This is a genomic window from Frankia sp. CcMO1, from assembly GCF_977945845.1.
Window position 1 is genome coordinate 14,035 of sequence record NZ_CDWTMG010000026.1, and the last position, 24,159, is coordinate 38,193.

Annotated in this window: 17 protein-coding genes and 1 tRNA gene; 5 read left to right on the top strand and 13 right to left on the bottom strand. The window is 67.9% G+C overall.

The genetic code is table 11. The features are described from left to right. Nucleotides 1-31 precede the first annotated feature (31 nt). Nucleotides 32-1,204, bottom strand: coding sequence for a thiolase family protein (locus AC08OU_RS05805; RefSeq protein WP_476604462.1), 1,173 nt, complete (start codon nt 1,202-1,204; stop codon nt 32-34). Between the two features lie 124 nt (nt 1,205-1,328). On the opposite strand from AC08OU_RS05805, the gene AC08OU_RS05810 reads away from it, so the two are divergent. After that, nucleotides 1,329-2,105 carry an SDR family NAD(P)-dependent oxidoreductase gene (locus AC08OU_RS05810; RefSeq protein WP_476604463.1) on the top strand — a complete coding sequence of 259 codons (777 nt, stop codon included), beginning with the start codon at nt 1,329-1,331 and terminating at the stop codon, nt 2,103-2,105. Between the two features lie 106 nt (nt 2,106-2,211). On the opposite strand, the gene AC08OU_RS05815 is transcribed toward AC08OU_RS05810, so the two are convergent. From AC08OU_RS05815 to AC08OU_RS05840, 6 genes are all read right to left on the bottom strand, one after another. After that, nucleotides 2,212-3,474, bottom strand: coding sequence for a cytochrome P450 (locus AC08OU_RS05815; RefSeq protein WP_476604464.1), 1,263 nt, complete (start codon nt 3,472-3,474; stop codon nt 2,212-2,214). A gap of 196 nt (nt 3,475-3,670) precedes the next feature. Continuing rightward, nucleotides 3,671-4,696, bottom strand: a complete 1,026-nt coding sequence (locus AC08OU_RS05820) for a dihydrodipicolinate synthase family protein (protein WP_476604465.1) — start codon at nt 4,694-4,696, stop codon at nt 3,671-3,673. Nucleotides 4,697-4,720: 24 nt separating this feature from the next. Then, a complete protein-coding gene (locus AC08OU_RS05825; protein WP_476604466.1) occupies nt 4,721-6,004 on the bottom strand; it encodes an amidohydrolase family protein in 1,284 nt (427 codons plus the stop codon). Nucleotides 6,005-6,175: 171 nt separating this feature from the next. Continuing rightward, nucleotides 6,176-7,546 (bottom strand): aldehyde dehydrogenase family protein, encoded by a 1,371-nt coding sequence (locus AC08OU_RS05830; protein WP_476604467.1) that lies wholly within the window; start codon nt 7,544-7,546, stop codon nt 6,176-6,178. Between the two features lie 144 nt (nt 7,547-7,690). Continuing rightward, nucleotides 7,691-10,117 (bottom strand): AMP-binding protein, encoded by a 2,427-nt coding sequence (locus AC08OU_RS05835; protein WP_476604468.1) that lies wholly within the window; start codon nt 10,115-10,117, stop codon nt 7,691-7,693. A gap of 530 nt (nt 10,118-10,647) precedes the next feature. After that, nucleotides 10,648-11,403 carry a TetR/AcrR family transcriptional regulator gene (locus AC08OU_RS05840; RefSeq protein ID WP_476604469.1) on the bottom strand — a complete coding sequence of 252 codons (756 nt, stop codon included), beginning with the start codon at nt 11,401-11,403 and terminating at the stop codon, nt 10,648-10,650. A 707-nt stretch (nt 11,404-12,110) separates the two neighbouring features. Between AC08OU_RS05840 and AC08OU_RS05845 the strand changes: the two genes are divergently transcribed. Beyond that, nucleotides 12,111-12,983, top strand: a complete 873-nt coding sequence (locus tag AC08OU_RS05845) for a mycofactocin-coupled SDR family oxidoreductase (protein WP_476604470.1) — start codon at nt 12,111-12,113, stop codon at nt 12,981-12,983. Between the two features lie 267 nt (nt 12,984-13,250). Here the strand turns inward: AC08OU_RS05845 and AC08OU_RS05850 are convergent, their stop codons facing one another. Next, on the bottom strand, nt 13,251-13,907 hold the full coding sequence (locus AC08OU_RS05850) for a hotdog family protein (RefSeq protein ID WP_476604471.1): 657 nt from the start codon (nt 13,905-13,907) through the stop codon (nt 13,251-13,253). Further along, a complete protein-coding gene (locus tag AC08OU_RS05855; RefSeq protein WP_476604472.1) occupies nt 13,904-14,029 on the bottom strand; it encodes a hypothetical protein in 126 nt (41 codons plus the stop codon). Before AC08OU_RS05855 ends, AC08OU_RS05850 begins: the two co-directional genes overlap by 4 nt. Before the next feature lie 382 nt (nt 14,030-14,411). On the opposite strand from AC08OU_RS05855, the gene AC08OU_RS05860 reads away from it, so the two are divergent. Together AC08OU_RS05860 and AC08OU_RS05865 are read left to right on the top strand one after the other, a co-directional pair. Further along, a complete protein-coding gene (locus AC08OU_RS05860; protein WP_476604473.1) occupies nt 14,412-15,527 on the top strand; it encodes a spirocyclase AveC family protein in 1,116 nt (371 codons plus the stop codon). Then, the gene (locus AC08OU_RS05865) at nt 15,524-17,155 is read left to right on the top strand and encodes a GMC family oxidoreductase (protein WP_476604474.1); all 1,632 of its coding nucleotides are present in this window, start codon (nt 15,524-15,526) and stop codon (nt 17,153-17,155) included. Before AC08OU_RS05860 ends, AC08OU_RS05865 begins: the two co-directional genes overlap by 4 nt. Nucleotides 17,156-17,215: 60 nt before the next feature. Here the strand turns inward: AC08OU_RS05865 and AC08OU_RS05870 are convergent, their stop codons facing one another. The 3 genes from AC08OU_RS05870 to AC08OU_RS05880 form a co-directional block, all read right to left on the bottom strand. Then, nucleotides 17,216-18,568, bottom strand: coding sequence for a TetR/AcrR family transcriptional regulator (locus tag AC08OU_RS05870; RefSeq protein ID WP_476604475.1), 1,353 nt, complete (start codon nt 18,566-18,568; stop codon nt 17,216-17,218). Between the two features lie 278 nt (nt 18,569-18,846). Beyond that, nucleotides 18,847-18,920, bottom strand: a tRNA-Met gene (locus AC08OU_RS05875). 125 nt (nt 18,921-19,045) lie between these two features. Further along, on the bottom strand, nt 19,046-22,063 hold the full coding sequence (locus AC08OU_RS05880) for a UPF0182 family membrane protein (RefSeq protein WP_476604476.1): 3,018 nt from the start codon (nt 22,061-22,063) through the stop codon (nt 19,046-19,048). Between the two features lie 97 nt (nt 22,064-22,160). On the opposite strand from AC08OU_RS05880, the gene AC08OU_RS05885 reads away from it, so the two are divergent. Beyond that, the gene (locus AC08OU_RS05885; RefSeq protein WP_476604477.1) at nt 22,161-22,712 is read left to right on the top strand and encodes a PPA1309 family protein; all 552 of its coding nucleotides are present in this window, start codon (nt 22,161-22,163) and stop codon (nt 22,710-22,712) included. 129 nt (nt 22,713-22,841) lie between these two features. Here AC08OU_RS05885 and AC08OU_RS05890 read toward each other — a convergent pair whose 3' ends face one another. Then, nucleotides 22,842-23,954, bottom strand: a complete 1,113-nt coding sequence (locus AC08OU_RS05890) for a YlbL family protein (protein ID WP_476604478.1) — start codon at nt 23,952-23,954, stop codon at nt 22,842-22,844. Nucleotides 23,955-24,159 lie beyond the last annotated feature (205 nt).

The following is a 24,159-nucleotide window of genomic DNA, read 5'->3' on the forward strand; positions in this document are numbered from 1 at the left end:
GTCCCATCTCCCTGTCTCGGTCCGGTCCCGCTCACGTCACGTCCAGCACAAGCGCGGCACCCATCCCCCCGCCCGCACACATGCTGGCCACGCCGGTACCGCCGCCCCGGCGGCGGAGCTCGTTCACCAGGCTGACCACCATGCGCGCGCCCGATGCCGAGATCGGGTGTCCCAGGCTGCATCCGCTACCCACCGGATTCACCGTGGCCGGGTCGATGCGCAACGTCCGGCACGCGGCGACGGGCACCGACGCGAACGCCTCGTTGATCTCCCAGAGGTCCACGTCACGGACGCTTCGACCGATGCGGCCCAAGGCCTTGGGGATGGCCACCGTCGGAGCGATGCCCGTTCGCACCGGGTCCACGCCCACCTCGGCCCAGCTGCGCACCCTCGCCAGCGGCTCGTGTCCCAGGGCCTTCGCTCGCTCGGCGGACATCAGGATCAGTGCGGCCGCCGCGTCGTTCAGGCCGGCCGAGTTGCCGGCGGTGATGGAAAAGCCGTCGATCTCCGGGTGCAGGACGGGAAGCGACGCCAGCTTCTCCGACGAGGTGGTGCGGCGTGGATGCTCGTCGACGTCGAAGACGTTGACGCCATCGGCCCCGTCGAGCTTGATCGGAATGATCTCCTCGGCCAGCCGGCCGTCGTCGATGGCCGCCACGGCCTTGCGGTGCGACTCCAGCGCCCACTCATCCATGTCCTTGCGGGACAGCCCGGCCTCGACCGCCGTGTTGTGCCCGACGGTGATTGACATGTCCAGGTTGGGAGCCTCGGGCACGTCAGGATGCGAGGGGGAGATCCAGGACTCATGGACATCGCCGCTCGCCGGGTCACGCCACGTGGTCCTCGGGGCCGTGGACTGCGAGTTGACCCCTGCGGCTATCGCGACGTCCTGCATGCCGGAGATGATGTTGGCGGCGGCGATCGACACCGCGCTCAGTCCTCCTGCGCAGTGCCGGTTGAGCGCGATCCCGGGGATCGACGTCATCCCCGCGGCCACCGCAACGTTGCGGCCGATCACGCCTCCGCCGTAGAGATTCTCGGCCATGACCAGGTCGTCCACGGCAGCAGGGTCGAGCTGCGCGCGACCCACCGTCTCCACCACCACGGTGCGCGCCAGCTCGAAGGCACTGACCGACCTCAGCGCCCCCTTGAAGGCGGTCCCGATTGCGGTCCTGGCACCCGCCACGATCACTGCGTCAGTCACGAATCCCCATCCCGTCTGCCGTCCAGCCACCCCCGGCCCACGTCGCGGTGAGCAGCCCTTGGCGGTGACCCTCATTACCCGTATAAGGTAACTCAGTTGTCGTTCAATGAACAGGAGCCTGCGAATGGACCTGACGGGTGTCAGCGCACTGGTGACCGGCGGTGGCGGTGGGTTCGGCGGAGCCACGACGCGCCGCCTGGTCGCGGCCGGCGCCAAGGTCGTGGTGGCGGACGTCGCCGACGAGAAGGGATCCGCACTGGTCGACGAGCTCGGCAAGGAGGACGTCGCCTACGTGCGCACCGACGTCCGGTCGGAGGACGACCTGCGGGCCGCCATCGCCCGGGCACAGGAGTTCGGGCCCCTGCGGGTGACGGTGACGCCGCACGGTGGCCCCGTCCTGGCCGGCCGCGTGGTGAACCGCGACGGCAAGGCGCTGGAGCTCGACGGGTTCGAGCGGACGCTCAGCTTCTACCTGGTCGGCACCTACAACGTTCTGCGGCTCGCGGCCGAGCAGATGGCTCAGAACGCGCCGTCGGAGGAGAGCGGCCGGGGCGTCATCATCACCACCGCGAGCATCGCGGCCTTCGAGGGCCAGATCGGGCAAGTCCCCTACGCCGCAGCCAAGGGCGGCGTGGTCGCCATGACCATCAGTGCGGCACGCGACTTGGCCGTCCTCGGCATCCGGGTCGTCTGTATCGCACCCGGCACGTTCTACACCCCGGCCTTCCTGGGCATGACGGAGGAACAGGCGACCGAGTTCGCGGGCCGTGGCATTCAGTTCCCCAAGCGGATGGGGAGGCCGGACGAGTACGCGGCTCTCGTCGAGGCGATCGCCACCAACGACTACATCAATGGCGAGACCATCCGGATCGACGGAGCCCTGCGCTTCCAGCCCAAGTGAGCCGTGGGGCGGCGCCGGCGCTCGTCGCCGGCGCCGCCCCCCACACTCTCGACGGACCGGTGTCGCCGCTTCGCCGGCTACCTCCGACGGCACACCTGGAGGGAATCTAGTCCAGTTTCGCAGGAAGGTATTTGACCCCGTGGACGAACGTGTGGGGCAACAACCAGGTCGGCTCACCCACCTCGACATTTGACGACTGGGTCAACAGTTCCGTGAACAGGCACCGCAACTGAGTTCGGGCCAGTGAATTGCCGAGACAGAAATGTGCTCCGCCGCCCCCGAATCCCACATGGGCGTTTCGTTGCCGCCCCACGTCAAATCGTTCAGGCTGATCGAACGCAGCCTTGTCACGGTTTCCGGAACAGTAAAAGAGCCCCAACTTGTCACCGGCTCGAACCTGAGTTCCCGCGAGCACGGTATCAGCCGTGACCGTTCGCGCGAAGGTCATGACAGGGGTGGCCCACCGGACGAATTCCTCCACGGCCGTGCCGAGCCGGCCGGGCAGGTCGGCAGCCAGCCACTCCCTTTGCTGCGGATGCTGCGCCAGAGCCAGTATGGCGTGCGAAGCGGTCTGCTTGGTGGTGTCGCTTCCGGCGGAACACAGCAGCACCATGAAGGCGCCGATCTGTTCGTCGGTGAGCCGCCGACCATCCACTTCGGCCTGCACAATGTTGGTCATCAGGTCGTCCTGCGGGTGCGCACGACGCGCCTGGGCGATCTCGACCGCCGACTCCCGTAGGAGCAGGATCTGGTTGAGCAGGAAAGTTATCGTGTCAACCTCGTCGGGGCTTTGATCGTCTCGCCCCGCGAAGAGCACCTCCGCGGCCCTGATCACATCCCGCCTCCTCTCAGGCAGGACGCCGATCATGTCGCAGATGGTCCACATGGGCAGAAGGGCCGCGCACTCCGACACGAAGTCGATCCGGCCCGCATGCACGATGTCTCCGACAATCTTTCGGGCATTGGTAGCGATCTGGTCCTCGAGCCGCCGCACCTGTCTGGGCGTGAACGCGGCGCTGATGAGGCTGCGATAGAGCGTGTGCTCCGGCGGGTCCATCATCAAGAAGAAGGTTGCCGGCTCTTGGAACTCCTTGGGTATCGGACTGACCGAGATACCTTCACCCGAGGCGAACAGCTGGTTGTTCATGCTCACGTGCCGGATGTCCTCGAGCCGGGTCACCGCCCAGAAACCGGGCTCATCATGGGGAACATCGGTTTCCAGCGGCTCGTGCCAGGTCAGCCCCGGCTGCTCACGCAGCTTCTCGAAGACGGACTCTCGCGCGTCGAAGGGCCTGGACCAGAACTCCGTGCTCGAAATGTCCAGTCCGTGCCGCGAACACCCTGCACGTTCCCTTTCGACCGATGCCATGAGAGTCTCCCTCGACCGCGGCCACCGCGTGGCTTGCACGTCAAGTTTCCCAATTAGGTAACATAAATGCAAGACATATCTCACAGTCGTTTCAAGATTACTGAAGCGCAGTCGAGGATTTGGGGAAATTTCCGTAGACGCTGTCCGATCTCGCGCTCGCGCGACGTGCTCATCGGCTCCCGACTCCCGGACGGCCTCATCTCGCCGCAACGGGCTCTCGAACCAGACCCGCGTTCTCGTAGGCGGCTTTGATCTGCGGCTTGAACTGTTCGGGAAGGACGTCCTGGGGCGGACGAGAGTGGGGGTAGTCCCCGACCGGCAGCCCGATCACGGAGGCGGCGTACCGGAACGCCCCTCCCCAGTGCGTGAAGTACGACGGCCGCCCGGGGTACCGGGTGAAGACTCCTCCGAGGTCCCGACCGAGCTGATCCATGCCGGATTCCTTGGCCCAGTCGATGGCCTCCCGGATCTCCCCTGCCCAGATCCGGTTCCAGTACTCCGAGATCAGGCGCCGCTCCGGCGTCTCCTGGAGGTACCCGGTGGTGCCCAGCTGGGCGGGTGTGACGATGCCCTGCTGCAGCCAGCCCGCCCGGTACACGATCAGATCGCATTCCCAGATGATCAGCTCAGGGGCGAGACCGTGCAGGGCGCTGCTGCGCCAGTGTTCGAGATTGCCCTCCTTGATCGCCACGACAGCCGGGATGCGGCGGTGGATCTCTGCGCACTCCGCCGGGGTCAGGACGTAGCCGGACGACGGAGAGTTGAACATGCCGAGCGCGATGTCCGTGCGGTCCGCCACGTACTGGAAGTACCGAAGGACACCATCACCCGCATGCACCTCCATCGGCGGGGTCTGCAGGAAGCAGATGTCGGCCCCACAGTCCTGGGCGTGCTGGGTCAGCTCGACGGTCTCCTTGGCAGAGCCAGCGGTCGTGCAGACCTGGATCACCGTTCCGGGCGCGATCGAGCGCGCCTCTTCGGTCGCCACCTCCACGAGCGTCTTCCGCTCCGCGAGCGTGAGCGACCACCATTCCGCGAGTCCGCTGGTGAGCCAGAGCATGGGATGCGCGAGGTCACCTACGCAATATCTGACCAGGGACCGGTAGGCGTCGTAGTCGATGTCGTCGCCGTCAGTTCCCCCGAACGGCGTGTACAGGGAGTTGCCGATTCCGCGCAGTCCTCCCGAGGCCGCCCAGTCTCGTGCTTCAGCTGCTCTAGGCACGGTTCACGCTCCCGCCGGTGCCTGTCACCCGTTCTGCCGGCTGATCACGAGTTCGCTGGCGCGCGTCTTCGCACCGGCGACCCGTCCCTTGGTCGACCTGATGCTGACGTCGTGGCCGGCCGCCTTGGACCGCAGTGCGCCCACGGTGCAGTTCTCCCGCCCCCCGAAGGCGCCGAACGGGTCGTAGTTGAAGTGCTTCATGGCGTTCAGGTGCGACATCCGGTCGATGTCGTGGTCACTGGTGCCCTCGTCGACATGGTCCATGAAGACCTCGGGCGCGTACGGCCACTCGGAGTCCGAATGCGGGTAGTCGCACTCCCACATGACGTTGTCCAGGTTGAGAAACTCGCGAGACTTGAAGCCGAAACGGTCCGCGATGAAGCAGGTGAGCACTTGCTCGTTGAACACCTCGGACGGCAGCCGGTCGCCGTAGTCCATGCCGGTCCACGCGTGATGCTTCTTGTAGCCGTGGTCGATCCGTTCGAGGAAGTAGGGAATCCATCCGATCCCGCCCTCCGACAGCGCAATCTTCAACCCCGGGAAACGCACCAGCACCTTGGACCAGACGACGTCGGCGGCCGCCTGGACGATGTTCATCGGTGTCAACGTGATCAGGGTGTCCATCGGCGCATCCGGCGACGTGATCACCATCTGCGACGACGAACCGATGTGCATGCAGACGACGGTCTCGGTCTCCACGCAGGCCTGCCAGAACGGGTCCCAGTAGTCCGAGTAGATGGACGGCCACCCCAGCTTCGACGGGTTCTCCGAGAAGGTCACCGCGCGGCAGCCCTTGGCCGCGGTACGGCGGATCTCCGCGGCGAGGGTGTCGGGCTCCCAGATCGCCGGCAGCGAGCAGGGGATGAACCGGCCGGGGTAGGCGCCGCACCAGTCCTCGATGTGCCAGTCGTTGTAGGCCTGCACCATCGCCAGCGCGACGTCCTTGTCCTGGGTGCGGGCGAACAACTGGCCGCAGAACTGGGGGAACGACGGGAAACACAGGGAGCCGAGCACACCGTTCGCATCCATGTCCTTGACCCGGTTGTGGATGTCCCAGGTGCCGTCCCGCAGCTCGGCGAAGGACGTGGGCTCGATGCCGTACTCCTCCGGCGGGCGACCCGCCACCGCGTTCAGGGCCACGTTATTGATGGTCTGGCCCTCGTAGACCCAGGCGTTCGTCCCGTCGGGGTTGGTCACGAACTTCGGCGCGAGATCGACGTACTTCGCCGGTAGATGCCCCTCGAACAGATCCGGTGGCTCCACCACGTGGTCGTCGACACTGACCAGGACCATCTCGTTGAGTTTCACAGTGTGTTCCTTCCGTCCTACGGCGTACCAAGCCCTGTCGGCCCCGGCAACTCGCCCCGACGGCGCCGAACCGGCACGAGGCCGGATCCCACCGAATTGACGGGCCGACACGCGCGAGATCCATTGTGACGCAGTCATTGCCGTCTATCTGACTGGTCGCTCGGAATCGACTCAGAGCAACCGTCTCACCAAGCGTTCAAAGAGAGGTCCGTACGGCGGGTAGGCGAACCTCAGGTCTCCCCGGCTCGGCTTCCGGAGCACGGCCTTGGCATAGCTGAACGTTTCGAATCCCCACTTGCCGTGATAGCGGCCCGTGCCGCTCGACCCCGTTCCTCCGAAGGGCAGGTCGCTCACCGCCAGGTGCATCATCACGTGATTGATCACCAGTCCACCGGTCGCCAGGCACGAGAGCACCTTCTGCTCGTCGGATTCCTTCTCAGTAAAGACATAGCTCGCCAAGGGCCTGCCACCGAGCCGGACGCGACGGACGGCGTCGTCCAGCGAGTCGACTCCCACAACCGGCAGGACTGGTCCGAAGATCTCATCGGCCAGAATGGGCGCATCTGGGCGAGGATCAACGATGACGGTGGGTGCGGCCGTGGCGACCTCCAGGTCGACCTGCCCCCCCAGGACGGTGCGGCCCCCTGCCGAGTCGACGAGGTGGGCGATCCTCGACGCGTGCCGACGGTTGATGATCGGCACGCTCCGCCCTCCTGAGAACTCCGTCAGGGCGTTCGCCACCAGGTCGACGAACTCGTGCTTCACACGCTCGTCCACCAACGCGTAGTCGGGCGCCACACACGTCTGACCGGAGTTGGCGAGCTTTCCCGAGGCAACGCGGCGCGCGGCCACGTCCAACCGGGCGGACGCCGTGATGATCGCCGGACACTTCCCCCCCAGCTCGAGCGTCACCGGGGTGAGGTGCGCCGCAGCCGCACGCATCACCTCCGTGCCGACGGCGGTACTGCCGGTGAAGAAGCAATGGTCGAACCCCTGGTCGAGCAGTTCGGTCGTGGTCCGGGCATCCCCCTCCACCAGGGCGACGGCGTCAGGGTCCAGGTACTCCGGGAGCAGCCGCGCGAGAGCGGCCGACGTCTCCCCGGCGATCTCCGAGGGTTTGATCACGACGCAGTTGCCCGCCGCAAGGGCACCGACCAACGGCGCGAGGGACAGGTGGACCGGGTAGTTCCACGTCCCGATGACGAGCACGACACCGGCGGGCTCGTACTGGTACCACGCCTTGCCCGGCTTCGCCGCCAGTGGCGTCCTTACCGGGTGGATGCGCATCCACTCACGCAGGTGGGCGCGCGCATGGGCGATCTCCCACCGCGTGGGGATCAGGTCGTAGAGAGCCGCCTCGAACGGGGTTCGCCGCAGATCCGAGATGAGAGCGTCGGACAACTCGGCCTCGCGCTCGACCAGCATCCTGTCCAGCGCGGCCAGTGACCCGTCGCGCCAGCCATGTGAGCGCGTCCTCCCCGTGGCGAAGCCGGCGCGGAGCCTCTGGACAGCCTCAGCCGCGGACACCTGCGTCGTCGCCACGGCCCCACCTCCTCCGCCTGTCACACACGCATTACCACTTGAGGGTATGCCGCGTTACAAGGATTGGCCACCCACAACTATTCACAGTGAGAGGGCGCGTCACCGGTCACCCGGGCGACGACACCTCGGCGGGGATGCCCGTCGTCAGCTCGCGGTCCACACGGGTTCACGACGCTCGGCGAACGCCTGCGGCCCTTCGCGGGCGTCCTTCGACGCGAGTACCAGCCCGATCTCGACGTCGTTGGCGGCCCAGCACTCCGATTCACCGGCAGGTTCGCCGTCCCGGAGACGGTAGGCCAGCCGCTTGCTCGCCTGGACGGCCAGCGGTGCGTTGCGCCCGATCTCGCCCGCCAGGGTGAGCGCGGCTGCGAGCACCGACCCGGCCGGCACGACCTCGTTCACCAGACCCCAGCGGGCTGCCTCGACCGCGTCCAGCGGCTCTCCGGTGAGAAGCATTCGTAGAGCGATGGAGCGAGGAAGCACATCCATGACCCTGAAGGCACCACCACCGAAGGCGACGAGCCCGCGCTTCACCTCCGGCAGCCCGAACGTGGCATTCTCGGCCGCGATGATCAGGTCGCAGGAAACAGCCAGCTCCATGCCGCCGCCGAGCGCAGGGCCGTTCACGGCGGCGATGGTCGGCTTGCTGGTGAAGTGCCGGGTGAACCCCGCGAAGTTCCAGTGCTCCATACCGGCAGGAATGATGGACTCGCCGCGGGCCATGGCCTTGAGGTCAAGCCCGGCACAGAAGGACGCGTCCCCCGCACCGGTCAGTACGATAGCCCGCACGTCGGGGTCCGAGTCCGCCTCCGCCACGGCATTGCCGATGAGGTACCAGACGTCATGATCGACGGCATTGCGCTGGTCGGGGCGATTGATCGTGAGAACCAGGGTGTTTCCGTCCCGTTGCCTCAGCACCTTGCCCTGATCAACGTTGGTGACTCCCCTGACCTGAGCTTCAGCCATGCGGTATTTCCTTCCGTCCGCAGATCCGGACTCTTCAAGAGAGGACACCTGCTTCTGCAACTGTGCCCTCATTAGCTTTCCGGTCTCCGAGCGCGGGAGTTCACCGGTGAAGTGAATGCGGCGCGGACACTTGTACCGAGCAAGGCGAGCCTGACACCAGTCCATCAACTCGACCGCCAACTCCGCCCGGACCGGCGAACGATCCACCGGTTGCACCACGGCGACGGCGACCTCGCCGAGATCGGCATCGGGGACACCGAGCACCGCAGCATCCATCACCTTGGGATGCTCGATCAGCACGTTCTCGGCCTCTTGGGGGTAGATGTTCACGCCACCCGAAATGATCATAGAGGACCTGCGGTCCGTGAGGTAGAGATAGCCGTCCTCGTCGAGCCAGCCTACGTCTCCGACGCTACGCCATCCTTCGGGACTCCTGCTCTCCTCGTTCTTGACCGGGTCGTTGAGGTACTCGAAGTCGACGTTCTCCGCCCAGACCACACCGGGCTGCCCGGCAGGCATCTCGGTGCCTTGATCGTCGCAGATGTGGAGTGACCCCAAGAGCGGTCGGCCGACGGAGCCGGGGCGTTCCAACCATTCCTGCGGCGAGATGAAGGTGAAACCGGCACCTTCACTGGACGACCAGTACTCCGAGACGATCGGACCCCACCATTCCAACATGGCTCGCTTGATATCCGTCGGACACGGGGCCGCCGCGTGAACGACGCCCACGAGACTCGACACGTCGAACGACAATCGTTGCTCGTCGGGGAGCTTAATCATGCGGACGAACATGGTGGGAACGAATTGGGCGTGCGTCACGCGGTGCTGTTGGATCAACCCGAGCGCTCCGATGGGCTCGAATTTCTCCATAAGGACGATGGTGGCACCGATCCGCTGCATCGCCAGGACCCACATCTGCGGCGCGGTGTGGTAAAGGGGCGCCGGGCACAGGTATATGGATTCGCCACTCGCTCCGATGAGCCCGGCGAGGAACGTGACCGGGTCTTCGGCGGCGGAGCGCGGAGCTTTCCGTAGCGGGATCTTCACGCCCTTGGGCCGGCCCGTGGTCCCGGACGTGTACTGCAGCAGCGTCCCTTCCAGGTCGCTATCCACCTCGAGACAGCAGCCGGAATCACGCGCGTCGGTGTAGCTGTCCCAGCCGTCGCGCCGGCCGTGACACAGCAGTGTGAGCTCGACGCGCGGCACGGCGTCGAGATCCAACCGAGCGGTGACCGGGACCCGAGCGGAGGCGATCAGAGCCTGAGCCCCGGAATCATTGACGATGTAGGCCACCTCGTCGGGTCCCAGCTTGGTATTCAGACTGACGTAGTACAGCGCCGCGATGCGACAGGCCCAAGCGATCTCCAGGAACGTCGTGTCGTTGTCCACCAGCACGGCGATCACGTCTCCCGGCCGGAGCCCGCGAGCCCGGAGCGCACCTGCGAGCCGACCTGATCGGGCCGCCAGCTCGCGGTACGTCAGACTCCGCCCCGACGAGGTCACCACCGCCAGCCGGTCCGGATCCGAGACGGCGCTCGGCAGAGCCCGTGCAGCTGCGCCACCAACCGGCTCCGTCACCGAGGTGTCCTGCGGCCCGTTCGCCATCTGCGCCCTCTTCCTGTTGTAGCTCCAGACTCGTGTCTCCGTATGCTCAGGTCGCGAGCGCATGGGACGTTTTCGGAGGGACCTTCGGGCGGGCCATTCCCAGTTGCACGACCTATCGGCCCCGGGACGCCCGCTCTGGTGCGCACCCGCGTCGAGGGATCATGAGCCTTCCAGTGGCTTCACATGTATGTGCCACGGGTCGGTAACCACTGTGTACTAGCACAATAGATGGCCGGGCGCTGAGACTGTCAAGAAGCCGTTGGGAGCGCGCTGGGGCCCAGGAGGAGGCGGATTCAGCCGTGGACGGCGCCGCATCGGCGGACACGGGCGCGCCGCCCGGACCCTCGACCGCGAATGGGTGAGTTGGTGCCGTGCGGCGGAGCCCAGCCTCGCGTCACCGTTCGATCCGGCCGGCCGGCCCGGTCATTGCGGTCAGGCGCCGATGGTGAATCCCGCGACGAAGTACCGGCGTGGACGGGACGCCGACGTGATGCGGAACCGGAGTTGGCCCGCCTCGACGGCGACGAATCTCACCGTGACGCGCGCCGCCGTCTCGCCGCACCGGACGATGCAGACGAGGTAGCCGCTCTCGGCCCTTCGGGCCGCGCGGGCGCCGCCAGTGCCTGCCGGCACAACGCCCACAGCGCCGCGACATCAGAATCACGGCCATCCGGGGAGACGGACAGCGTGCTCACCAGCGCGGCACCCATGATCATCTGGAATGTCACCCGCACCAGCCGCTCGGCGGGAACGTCGTCGCGAATGACCCCCTTCGCGACGCCCCGCTGCAGATGCTCATCGAGCAGGTCCACGAAGGGACTCATGGCTCGGCGGTAGGGAACGTTGTAGTCCTCAGCGAGACTGATGTGGTACGACGCCAGCCCTGTGTTCACGCCCATCCACGAGTCGGTGACCTCGTCCCCGCCGTAGATCTTCCTCAGAATCACCTCGATGGCATCGAGCGCGTCCATCCCGTCCGTCTCGGCGCGCCATACCTCTACCGACCCCTTGACGGTCTCTTCGAGGATGGCCAGCAGCAGATCATCCTTGCTCGAGAAGTACTGGTAGAAGGAGCGCAACGACGTGCGCGCCCGGTCGGCGAGCTCCTGGACCGTGAAGTCGCCACGACCGGTCTCGCGGAGCATCTCAATGGCGATACTGATGTATCGGTCGCCCTTGGACAGTGCCTTCACGCGTGCCGAGCGCAGGGAGCGTTCCACGGTGCGCTCACGCCAGGAGCCGGTCAACTCTCCGCTCTTGGCTGAAGCTTCACCGTTCTCACTCATGCAGCCGACCTCCTGAAGCGGCACCTACGAATACGAGCCGCCCGTTCCACAGCACTGTGGTGTCACCGTGGGCGGAACCCGACCGACCCTGAAACGGATAGGCGGACTGTTCCCATCGTAGCGTGCCACGCACGCACCCGACGCCGCCCCGACCCGTAGCCGACCTCACCCTCCCGTGAAGCACGGGACGGATGGGCACCAATCGACCCGCAGAAACGCGGCGCGGTCGGAGTCGTGGGCGGACGAGATGCGACCCTGTTTCACCCTTCGCCCGCACCGCCGGCCACGGCCCATCCACGCAGGCAGGGGCCAGATCGTCTGGCGCATCCGGCCCGTCCCCACGGGTCGGGCGCGAGGCTCGCCGGCTGAGGCAGCCGACCGGCGACATCGATGAGGCAGACCGCATTGCAATTTCCTAGAGAGCACCATGTGGTTACCCAATGATGGTAGTCTACGTGCTACCAGTCTTCCTACATTGAGTGCTGGCGCCGGCGGGCCGTGGTGCCAGGGCGACCAACGGCCCGGGCATGGCGTCCACGAGACGGCAGGCAGCCCGGCTTCCGCTTCGCCACAAGTTGCCCTCCGCAAGGACCTGGCGGACAACGGCCTCTAGCAGGGTGTCCAGAGCCGGAAACACTGTGATCGACTGCGAAGAAACCCGGTCGCATCCCTTCGCAGGAGGCACATCCCTTCAGAGGAGAAGAGACATGGCGGGACGCCTGGACGGCAAGGTCGCTTTCATCACCGGGCTGGCGCGGGGGCAGGGACGGGCCCACGCCGTCCGGATGGCCGAGGAGGGTGCCGGCATCATCGGCATCGACGTGCCGGAGCCCTACCAGCACACGACCACGTACCCGATGGCCTCCCAGGCAGACCTGGACGAGACCGTCGCCCAGGTCGAGAAGGCCGGCGGGAGGATCGTGGTCCGCGCGGGCGACGTCCGGGACAAGAAATCGATCTCCGCCGCGCTGGACGCCGGCCTGGCCGAGTTCGGCAAGCTCGACATCGTCGTGGCCAACGCGGGCGTCTGCACCCTGGGCCCCACCCCGCCGATCGCGTTCTTCGAGCACGTGGACACCGATCTGGGCGGGGTCCTGAACACGCTGGCGATCACCCACACCCACCTCAAGGAGGGTGGTGCGATCGTCGTCACCGGGTCGACTGCCGCGATGATTGCGGACAGCGTGGACGCACCGCCGCCGAACGGCGGTACGCCCGCCGGCGGCTACGGCTACAGCTTCGCCAAGTCATCAATCGTCAAGCTGACACAGCAGCTTTCCCTGATCTTCGCCCCGCTCGGTATTCGCCTGAACGCGATCCATCCGACCAACGTGGCGACCGACCTGCTGCTCAACGACGCCATGTTCAAGCAGTTCCGCCCCGACCTGGAGAACCCGACCCAACAGGACGCGGAGATCGGGTTCCGAGCGCTGCAGGCCCTGTCGATCCCGTACGTCCAACCGGTCGACATCGCCAACGCCGCGGTGTTCCTCGCCTCCGACGAGGCGCGGTACATCACCGGTGTGCAGCTGCGGGTGGACGCCGGTGGCGTCATCAAGATGGTCAAAGGCATCATCTGAAACCCCGTCGCCGCGCCCTCGGCGTCTGTGTGCGGGTTCCGCGCACAGACTGAAGATCAGACGGATGGGTGGGCGCCGGCGCCCGATGCTGAAAATATCTAGATCTTTGCCCACCTCGAGGCGCCGGTCGTCGACGCGTTCCAACGCCCCTGATCGACGACGCCGCGCGGGTGGGGTCGCTCCCGTTCGGGAGCAGCACCGCGGCAGGGGGTTCCGTTGCCCACCCCAAGCGCGGGCACGGTCAGCAGGAGACCCTCCCCGCGTCGATCACGGGCGCACCCTCCGCGGGGACAGCGCCGGCAGCCGGTCGCGGTCTCCCTTCGCCGCGTCCATCCGTGCCTCGCAGAGGACGACGCCGTCGAGCAGGAGGCGCCCCTCGGACCCGATCCGGCTCCCCTCGACCGACCGGGCGAGGGTGAAGTCCAGGTCCGTCAGCAGCGGGGTGGGCCGCGGGTAGCGCAGGGCGAGCGCGCTGGTCTTCCCGGCCACGCCCGCGTCGCAGTGGTGGTGCTGGAGGACGGCATCGAAGAAGACGGCGAGAAACCCGCCGTGCACCAGGCCGGGCGGCCCCTCGTAGGCGATGGGAAAGTTCACCGTGCCCCAGGCCTTGTCGCCGTCTACCGTGATCCGGTACTCGGGGAAGCACGGATTGAAGGCGCCGATGTCGCGGGAGTGGTCCAGGTAGACGCGGCCGTCGCCGTCGGCGGCTGGCCCCACCCTCGGCGGAGCGCCGGCCGGGGCATGCTCGCCCAGCACGCGCTCCGCCTCTGCCAAGGCGTCCAGGAGCGGTCCCAGCCCCGGCTCGGGCTCCTCGAGCGCGAGCAGCAGTCCGGTGATCCGGCGCATCAAGGCCGCGGCCTGGACCGTCTCCGGCAGAGGAGCGAGGCCGAATCTCCAGGCCTCGGGCCGCGAGACCGCGCTCACCACTGCCTCGTCCCGGTCGGCTGCCCGGTCCCGGTCGGCACGGCGAGCAGGAAACGGTCGGCACACTCGACCACGACGTCGGCTCCGGCCCGCGAGCAGTTGCTGGGAGGCATGTCGGACATCAGCTCCGTACCAGGTCGCCGCGAGCCGGTGCGCGTCCGGGCTGAGACCGGCGGAGACCGGAGACGTACCGTGCCGGTCGATCGTACCGCTGGAATGACAAATGTCTAGCGGATTACGCTGGGCGGGCCGCGCAACAGACGCAGCGGGGACGTGCCGGCTGGCCGCGGCACACGCGATCGGATCGGCCAGGGATTCCAGGCGCCACCGGGGCGACGTGTCACGTTGCCCGACAGGTCGATCGACCTCGCGGAATCAGAACCTCGGTCCAGGGGTGTGTTGCGGCACCAGCGATGTGACTCTATCGTCAGAATCCACGTGACTCGACTGTCAGAAGCTGTCAGGCGAAACGACTCGACACCGTTCAGGGGGCGCGCAGACTTCATGTCGACAGCCGAACAGACGGGAGCTGCGGGTTCCCCGGCGACACACGGAGGCCATCTGCGGGTCACCCCGCGGGTCACGGCCGGTGTCGTCGTGGTGGCGGCCGGTGTCGCCTGCCTCGGCCTCCTGGCCACCCGCGACGCGAGTAGCCGCATCGCCCGACCGGACGTGACAGGGCATCCCCGCGCGGTCGAGCCCCTGCTGGGGACGTACGCATGGCCGTTCGTCATCGAAGGCGGCGCGGGCGCGACGGCCGTCCTTCTCATCGGTTGGCTGCTGTGGCGCTCGTGGCGGCAGTCAGCCATGCTGACGGGCCTCGTGTTCGTCCTCGCCGGCAACGCCCTCGTCTGGCTGGACCCGCTGGCGAACTGGGCGACCTATGCCAGCTACGACCCGCGCCTGCTGCACTTTCCGGACGGAATTCCGTACCTGTCGCTCGCTCCGAACATCGAGCCGCTGATGCCGATCCTGGGCTATTTCAGCTTCTACACCGGCATCCCGGCGCTGTCGATCTTCGTCACGCGCAGGCTCGTTCTCGCTCGGGCGGGCGCCGCTTCGGTGGTCACCCGCCACCCGCTGGTCACCTTGTCCCTGGTGACCTTCGTCCTCGGCGCGGTGCTCGACACCGTGGTCGAGTTGTCGATCCTTCGAAGCGGGATGTTCGCCTACACGCAGGTGCCGGACTTCGGGTCGATCAACAAGGGTGGTCCCCACCAGTTCCCGTTGCTTCTCCAAGCGGTCGGAACGACGATCCCGTTCATCGTGTGCAGCCTGCTGTTGTGGAAGGACCGCGAGGGACGCACGGGAGCAGAGCGGGTGGCGGCACGATGGCATTGGACGAGAACCCGCGGTTCGCTGGGCGTCTTCCTGGTGATCTTCACGCTGCTCAGTGCCGGCTACCTGACCTACCTGACCCCATACGTCGTGGTGAGGCTGACCGGCGCCGCCACCGTCACCTCGCACCCGTGGCAATGGTGCGAGGTCAAGGTGTACGACCCGGACGGACTGTACGCCAAGGCGGGCGAGCCGGGGCCGTACTACGCCGGCCCGACGCCGTCGCCCGCCGTGCCGGCCACGGCGCAGCCGGCCGCTCCTCAGGAGGCATGTACGGGATGAGCACCAAATCCGCCGGCCAGCCCCCCAGCGCCGACTACGTCGTGGTCGGGTCCGGCAGCGCGGGCGCCGTCATCGCGCGCCGGCTCGCCGACGCCGGCGCACATGTCGTACTGGTGGAGGCCGGACGGCGTCGCACCGGCGCGCTCGTCACCGTCCCGGGACTGGTCGGCGCCATGCATGCCGTGACGCCGCTGCAGCGCAGGTTCACCTGGCCCGCCTACAGCGTGCCGCAGCCGCACCTGCTGGGGCGCACGCTCCCACAGTCGCACGGACGGGTCCTGGGCGGGACGAGCGTGATCAACGGGATGGCGTTCGTCCGCGGCCACCGGAAGAACTTCGAAAGCTGGGCCGCCGCAGGAAACGTCGGATGGTCATACCAGGATGTGCTGCCGTACTTCAGGAAGCTGGAGGCTTTCGAGGACGGCGCCAACGACTACCGTGGCGGTTCCGGACCGATCGCCGTCACCCGGGCGCGCGAGCTGGCCGGAGCGAGCCAGCGCTTCCTCGACGCCCTCGCCGCGACGGCGGGAGTGAAGCGGAACGACGACTACAACGCCGCAGACCAGCAGGGCGTGGCCCCCCTGCAGCAGAGCGTTCTCGCGGGACGGCGGCGAGGGGCCGACATCGGCTATCTCCTGAACGCGCCCACCGGCCTGACGCTCCTCACCGACACCGTCGCCTCCCGGCTCGTCATCGAGCGTGGGCGGGCCGTCGCGGTCGACGTGCGCAGCGGCAACGCGAGCCATCGGATCCATGCCACCCAGGAGGTCATCGTCTGCGCCGGCGCGCTCGGGTCGCCGCGTTTGCTCATGCTGTCCGGCATCGGCCCTTCTGACCATCTGCGTTCCCTCGGCATCGCCGTCGTCGCGGAGCTCCCGGTCGGCGACAACCTGCACGACCACCTGTTCGTCCCGATGACGTACTCGATACCCGACGGACGCAGTGCCTCGCCCCTCCGCGTCGGCGCAACGCTGGCGAAGGAGCTGCGGCGACCGGATTCGACGTACCTCGGCCGCACGATGTTCGAGGCGCTCGGCTTCGTCGGCAGCGGCCTGCGCGACGACGTTCCCGACCTGCAGATCTTCGTGCTCCCGGTCGGGTATCCCGCGCACCAGGAGGAGCCGGGCTTCCATCGCCCGGTCACCTTCGGAACCGCGCTCACGCTCATGCCGGCCATGCTCTATCCGCGAAGTCGTGGCACGCTCCGGCTATCGTCACCGGACCCGACTGCGGCGCCGCTCATCAACCCCAACTACCTCGCCGAGAGTCATGATCTGGATACGTTGGTCGCGGGCATGGAACTGGTTCGCGAATCCATGGCTCACCCCTCGATCGTCCGGAGCGTCCGGCAAGAGCTGCTCCCCGGACCCGCAGATGCCGGCAAAGTCGCGCTGGCGCGCGTCGTCCGCGAGTCCGCATCCACCGTGTACCACCCCGTCGGAACGTGTCGGATGGGCGTTGGCGACGACGCGGTCGTGGATCCGTCCCTGCGAGTGCGGGGCGTCGACCGCCTCCGCGTCGCGGACGCCTCGATCATGCCCAGCATCACGGGCGGGAACACCAACGCGCCGGTCATGATGATCGGTGAACACGCCGCCGCGTTGATCCTCCAGGACGCGCGGGCGTGAGCACCGGTCCTGTTCTCCGTCCAGGTGCCCCGTCGGGTCTGACGCCGTGGACCGCCTCGATCAGGGTCGCGAAAGGTGCAGGAAGAAGCCCCGGCGCAGGAGTCGCGCCCCACGATCCATTGTCGCCCTCGATCGGCTCAGCCCGCTCATCGCCGCGAGCAGAGCAAGCATCACCACGGCATCGGTGTCCGCGTCGCCCGCCCTCCGTTGCTCGAGGAACCTCGTGAGGTGCCCGAGCGCGGCGCCGATGGTCGCCGCGGAATCGGCGGTGAACTCGGGGTCGTCCGGCAACGCCTCGTACCAGACCCGCACCAGGGCAGCGATCTCCGCCGTGGCGGTAACGTAGCCGAGGAGCCAGGCGGTGAACTGAGCCGAGGCGTCCGATGACGCCAGCTCGAGGTCGTCCAGTCCTTCGAAGGGGGCCAGGAACCGCGCCCCGCCTCGGGCGCCGACTTCACGGAACAGTTCCTTCTTCGTCACGAAGTGGCGATACATGGCGCCGTGCGACAGGCCGGCGCGGGCTGCGATGTCCTCGATGCGGGCACCGTGGAAGCCCCGCTCCAGGAAGACAGAACCGGCCGCGGCGATCAGGATCTCACGGGTGGTCGTGATCGGTTCCGGGACGCTCACCGTGACCTGGGGTGCGCCCTCCACTCTGACCGAGCGGCGACGTCTGGTAGGGATGCTCGGGCCCGGTGGGCGGTCGAAGAGTGGGCGGTCGAAGAGTGCGCGGTGGAAGACCGCGCCGAGTGCGTCCGTGACGCGAGCGGAAGCCGTCCCGGCGCCCGGTCCCGGAGCGTCGAAGGAGGAGGTCATATTGACAGTCAGAGCGGTCCTCGGAATGAGGGCCGCGATGAACGTGACGTCCGCGGGGGGCACCTCGGCTCGCCGTAGGCCGTTTCCGATCACTCGCAGGAGCCGGGCGTTCCACCCCTTCGCCGCGTCGGCCGACGTCGGATCCTGCCAGGGGGCGTCGTGGAAGAAGCCGGGGCAGGACGACAACTGGCCGTTGCCGCTCCGACAGTCCTCGAACCAGCTGGTCAGGCGACGCACGCCCTCCTCGTCCGGCGTGATAGCGCCCAGCGCCGCGAACCTGTCGGCGAGATCGTTCATTCTCAATGCGGAGAGCTGCCGGAACACATCCTCCTTCGAGGAGAAGTACTGATAGAACGCGGCTCTGGAGCAGCCTGCACGTTCTGTGATGCGGCTGACGCGCGCGTGGGCCAGCCCGGTCTCCCCGAAGACCTCCAGCGCAGCCTCGAGGATCCGCCGCTGCGCCTGGTGACCTCGGTCACCGACTGCGGGATTCACCGCGTAGGGCGCCCGACGCCGAACCGGCTCGGGCGACGACCCGGCGATTTCCGGCCACCAGGCCCTCGCGGGTTCACCCCCACCGTTCGAAGGCTCGGCCACAGCTTTGGAAGCTATCACGCAGCATTTCCCGTGGCCGCCCGGATCTCATGACGACCGATCTCGCTCGCTGATCAGCGCACCTTCTTGATCGCCGAGATGTCCATGGCCATGAAAACGACGGGAATGCAGACAGCCAAGCCGCAACGGTGATCTCGGTGGTCGCCGTGAGCCGTCTCGCACCATCCCCGTCCGCTTGGGATCGGGGTCATTTGAGGGTCAAACGATCAGAGGTCCGGTTCCAAGATCTGGAACCGGACCTCTGACCTGCTACTTCTCTGTAGCGGGGGCAGGATTTGAACCTGCGACCTCTGGGTTATGAGCCCAGCGAGCTACCGAGCTGCTCCACCCCGCGTCGCCTCCGCTAGGTTACGCGAGGTTGAACTGCGCGAGCAAATCGAGCACCCACCCGGCCCCTGACCAGGGACGACGCCCTGGTCAGGGGTACCCGCCATCACCGCTCGTAACCGGCGCGGCACATCACGGCGACGGCGACGGGCTCGGCGCCGCCGATCCGCTCGCGCTCGGCGACGGCGCGGCCGACCTCGACGCCGAGGGTGACGGCGTTGGCGTCCGCGCCGCCTGTGCCCGGGCGGCGGCGGCCTCGCGCTCGGCGACGATCGCAGCGTTCAGGGCCGCGTTGAGCCGCTTCTGCGCCTCTCCGTACGCCGCGAAGTCTCCGGCCTTCAACGCCGCGGCCGACTGCCGCATCGCCGCGGCCGCGGTCGCCAGCGCCTGCTGCAGCCGCGTATCGGCGGCCGTCGGTGGTGTATTGCCCGTACCGGCTGGTGGCGTGGTGGTCGGAGGCTCCGTCGATGCCCCGCCGAACACCTGATCCAACGCGCCGTCCAGCGTGTCGGCGAACCCGATCTGGTCGCCGAACGCCACCAACACCTTCTGCAGCAACGGATACGAGTTCGCACCGGCGCCACGCACGTACACGGGTTGCACGTAGAGCAGCCCACCGCCGATCGGCAGGGTCAACAGGTTGCCGCTCTCGACCTCCGAGCCGCTCTGTGCCCCGGATCTCGCTCCCCGCAACAGGTTCAGGGACTCCGAGACCGTCGGGTTCGCGTTGAACGTGTTCTGCACGAGCCCAGGTCCCGGCACCACCGAATCTCGTGGCAACTGGAGCAAGCGGAGTTGCCCGTACCCGTCCCGGCGTTTCCCGGCCTGCATGCCGGCGTCCGAGTCGACGGCGAGGAAGCCGGTCAGTACCTCACGGGTGCCGCCCGCCGGGATGAACGTCGACGACAGCGAGAACGTCGGCGCGTCCTGCCCCGGCATCTGCAGGGTGAGGTAGTACGGCGGCTGCAGCCTGTTGTTGGTCTCGGTCGGATCGCTCGGGACCCGCCAGAAGTCCTGCTGCCCGAAGAACGCCGCGGCGTCCGTGACGTGGTACTGCTCCAGCAGCTCGCGCTGCACCTTGAACAGGTCCTCGGGGTACCGCAGGTGCGACATCAGCTCGCCGTCGACCTCGTTCAACCCCTTGACCGAGCCGGGGAACACCTTGCGCCACGCGCGCAGCACCGGGTCCGCCTCGTCCCAGGCGTACAGCGTGACGCTGCCGTCGTAGGCATCGACGGTGGCCTTCACCGAGTTCCGCATGTAGTTGACGCGCTGTCCCGGCAGGGCCACCACGCTGCGGCTCGACGCCGTCAGCGAGTCGGAGGTCGCGTCCTCCAGCACCTCGGTGCGGGAGTACGGGTACTGCGACGACGTCGTGTACCCGTCGACGATCCACTTGATCCGGCCGTCCACCACGGCCGGGTAGGGGTCGCCGTCGAGCGTGAGGAACGGCGCGACCTTCTGCACGCGCTCGCGGGGGTTGCGGTCGTACAGGATGCGGGAGTCGGAGTTCACCGCGTCCGACAGCAGGATGTTCTGGTCGCGGAACTTGATGGCGTACAGCAGCCGGTTGAACGAGGAGCCGATCTTGACGCCGCCGCTGCCGTGGTACGTGGTGTTCTGCTGAAGGTTCGCGCTCTTGTCGTCGGGGAAGTCCAGCTCCTGGGCACGTGTGCCCTTCGGCGCGCCGACGATGGAGTACGACGGCGAGCGCTCGCCGAAGTACACACGGGGCTCGTAGCTGCCGATGTCACCCGTCGACGGGATGCCCTGCTGGAAGAAGACCGGCTTGCCGTCGTCCCCGCGCAGGTTGCCCCGCGCGGCGACGACGCCGAACCCGTGCGTGTAGACGATGTGGTCGTTGATCCAGTTCCGCTGGTTCGTGGGCGCCGCGTCCAGGTCCACCTCACGCACCGCGATGACCGTGTCCCGGGTCTCGCCGCCGATCCGGTAGCGATCGACGTCCAGGCTGTCGGGGAACGAGTAGTACGGCTTGATCTGCTGCAACTGCCGGAAGGCGTCGCTGACCAGGGACGGGTCGAGCAGCCGGATGCCCGGGATCGACTCGGCGCTCTCACGCAACGCCGTGGGCGTCGCCTCCGACTTCGCTTTGAACTGCTGGACCTCGATCTTGCTGAGGCCGTACGCCTCACGCGTGGCCTCGATGTTGCGTTTGATGAACGGCGCTTCCAGTGACTGGGCGTTCGGCGTCACCTGGAACCGCTGCACGGCCGCCGGGTAGATCCCGCCGATGACGATCGCCGCGACCACGAGCAGGCCGACCCCGTACAGGGGCAGCAGGCGCCAGCGGTCGGCCGCAACGGCCACCAGGAACAGCGCGGCGACGATCAGCGCGATCGCCGCGAGCACCGCACGGGCCGTGAGGACGGCGTTCGCGTCCGTGTAGGTCAGGCCCGTCATGAGCCGGGAGTCCTTGGTCGACAGCGCGTACCTGCTGATCCAGTAGTCGATGGCGCGCAGCACGAGGAAGAACGCGGCGAGGCCGCCGAGGTGCATGCGGGCGGCGGGGGTCAGCCGGGGGCCTGCACCCTGCAGGCGGACGCCGCCGTAGAGGTAGTGCGTCACCAGCCCGGCCAGGAAGGCCAGGAACACCACGGCCGTGATGAACCCGTTCAGGAACTGCAGCCACGGCAGCGTGAAGACGAAGAAGCCGATGTCCAGGCCGAACTCGGGGTCGTCCTTGCCGAACGGGACCCCGTTGAGCCACAGGAGCACCGTCGCCCACTGCTGGCTCGCGGCGGAGCCTGCGAACAGTCCGAGACCCGCGGGGACGGCGATCGTCACCAGCCGGCGCAGCGGTTCGATGCTGTCCCGGTATCGATCCAGGCCCGCCTGTTCCGTGGACATCGGCGCGTAGACGGGCCGGGACCGGTATCCGACTACCAGGCTCGCACCGACCGCAGCCGCCATGATCAGCGCACCGACGACGAAGAGCAGGATGCGGGTCACGAGCTGCTTCCCGAACACCTGGCCGTAGCCGAGCTGGTTGTACCAGAGCGCGTCGGTCCACAGTTGCGACAGCACCAGCCCGGCGATGATCAGAACACCCAGAATGATCAACGTGGGGGCGAGCGCGCCTCGGCGCCGACGCTGGAGGACCGGACGGCGTGGGTCTCGCTGGAACGTCACGACGGGAGAACTTACCCACCGTCACCATGGTTCCCCCACCCACCCCGGCCGTTTGGTATGCGGTTGGTATTCGGGCCGGAGGTGGAAGGATCACATCGTGGCATTCCGTGATCCCACCCGTCCTCACGAAGCGCTGGCCCGCGTCGTCGTGGAGGTGGAGCGGCACGTGGCGGGGGCAGGCTGGGACGGACCGGTCCGCCTGTTCGCACTCGCCAGGACGGCCGGCATGCTCGCCCGCGACCCGGCACTCGACGAGCGGCTGCCCCCGGACGTCGTCGCGGCGGCCGTGACGGACCCCGAGCACCTGACCGCCGTCGAGCAGGACGGCCTCCCCCGGGTGGACACGCTGGAGGAGCTGCTCGGGCGGATCGCGTGGCCGTCGAGCGTGGACGGCGTCGCGATCGTCATCGAGCGCAGCGTGCTGCCGCCCGAGGTGGAGGCTCAGGCGCCCGAGAACGAGGCCAAGGCCGTCGCGTGGGCGCGGGATCACCCCGCCCGGGACGACGTCCGGCTCGCCGCCGCCGTGCTGAGGGACGGCTCGCGGGCGTGCGCCCTGCGGTCCCGCCGCTACGACAACGACGACGACGTCGCGGTCGGGTCCGACCTCGCACCCGAACTCATCGCGGCGCTGGGAGCCACGCTGAGCTAGCCCCGGCTCCGCGACTCAGTCGTGTCTGGACCCCAAATCGGGGTCAGAACGCGACTCAGTCGGCGGAGGACAGTCGGCGGAGGACAGTCGGCGGAGGACAGTGGGCGGAGGACAGTGGGCGGAGCCGCACTAGTCGCAGCTGGGGAGCCCTGACGTCTTGCCGGCCGCGATCGCCTGGACGGCGTTCCGCGCCTCACTCAGCGTGGAAATCTTCACCACGTGAAGGCCGTCCGGCTCGTGCCCGCTGACGTCGCCGCAGTTGGCGAACGGCGCCAGGAAGTAGTCCGCCCCGGCCTGCCGCGCCCCGACGAGCTTCTGCTGGATGCCGCCGATCGGGCCGACGCTGCCGTCCGCGTCGATCGTCCCGGTCCCGGCGATCTTCTTTCCGGCGGTCAGGTCGCCCGGCGTCAGGGTGTCGATGATCCCGAGCGCGAACATCATGCCCGCGCTCGGCCCGACGACGTTCTCGATCTCGATCTTCACGCTGAAGGGGAACGTGAAGGTCGGGTCCAGGTACACCCCCAGCAGGGTGCGCCCGTCGTCGCCCCGGATCGTGCCGGTCACGAGGTCGAGGACGGCGTTCCCGCGCTTGACCTTCAGCCGCACGTCGCCGCCTGCCTCGACGCGCTGCAACTGGGTCCGCAGGCGCGTCAGATCGGTAATCCTGCTGCCCTGGACCTCCAGCAGGACGTCACCCGACTTGAGCGCCTTCGACGCCGGGGAGCCGGGCTGCACGCCGAACACGGCGAGCGACGTCGGGACCGGGATCCCCAGGGCCCCGAGGGCCGCCGCCGTCGCGCTCTCCTGCGACGACACCATGAGCGCGCGGTCCTCGGCCTCGGACTGCTGCTGGGACTGGCCCGGCGGGAACACGGCTTCCTTTGGCACGGCGGCCCGCTCGCCGCTGAGCCAGGCGGAGAGCACGGTGACCAGCGACACCGGGGTCCCCGGGCCCCCGGCCACGCGGACAGTCGTCATGTCGAGCGTGCCGTGGGTGGGATACGTGGTGTGCCCGGAGATCGTGATCAGCGACTTGCCGTCCACCTTGCCCAGGGTGTTGATCACCGGGCCGGGACTGAAGATCGCGTACGGGACGGGGACCAGCACCAGGAGTGCGGCGAGCAGCACGGTGGCGAAGCCGGCGACCAGCAGGACGGCGCTGCGCTGCTCCATCCCGGTCCGTGCCGGCGGGTCGGCGTGGTCGGGGTCGTGCGGCGCGTCACCGGGCACGTCGTCGGGCACGACCCCCTCCGCTTCATCCCCTTTTTCATGAATTTTCGGCGCCGGAGTCGGGTCGGTCACGGCTCCAGCGTAGGTCGCCGCCGTCGGACATGTCGCGATCGGGCCTGCCGGACGATGGCCGCGGTGCCCACCAGAGCCACCGCCGCGCCCGCCGCGCCCAGGGCGGCGTCGCGCCGCTCCACGCGCCGGCCGCCCACCGCGTGGC

Bases quoted from the DNA above. Each gene is read 5' to 3' on its own strand.
- AC08OU_RS05835 (WP_476604468.1), bottom strand. From the start codon at position 10,117: ATGGCGAACGGGCCGCAGGACACCTCGGTGACGGAGCCGGTTGGTGGC.
- AC08OU_RS05840 (WP_476604469.1), bottom strand. From the start codon at position 11,403: ATGAGTGAGAACGGTGAAGCTTCAGCCAAGAGCGGAGAGTTGACCGGC.
- AC08OU_RS05855 (WP_476604472.1), bottom strand. From the start codon at position 14,029: ATGTCCGACATGCCTCCCAGCAACTGCTCGCGGGCCGGAGCCGACGTC.
- AC08OU_RS05865 (WP_476604474.1), top strand. From the start codon at position 15,524: ATGAGCACCAAATCCGCCGGCCAGCCCCCCAGCGCCGACTACGTCGTG.
- AC08OU_RS05810 (WP_476604463.1), top strand. From the start codon at position 1,329: ATGGACCTGACGGGTGTCAGCGCACTGGTGACCGGCGGTGGCGGTGGG.
- AC08OU_RS05845 (WP_476604470.1), top strand. From the start codon at position 12,111: ATGGCGGGACGCCTGGACGGCAAGGTCGCTTTCATCACCGGGCTGGCG.
- AC08OU_RS05860 (WP_476604473.1), top strand. From the start codon at position 14,412: ATGTCGACAGCCGAACAGACGGGAGCTGCGGGTTCCCCGGCGACACAC.
- AC08OU_RS05815 (WP_476604464.1), bottom strand. From the start codon at position 3,474: ATGGCATCGGTCGAAAGGGAACGTGCAGGGTGTTCGCGGCACGGACTG.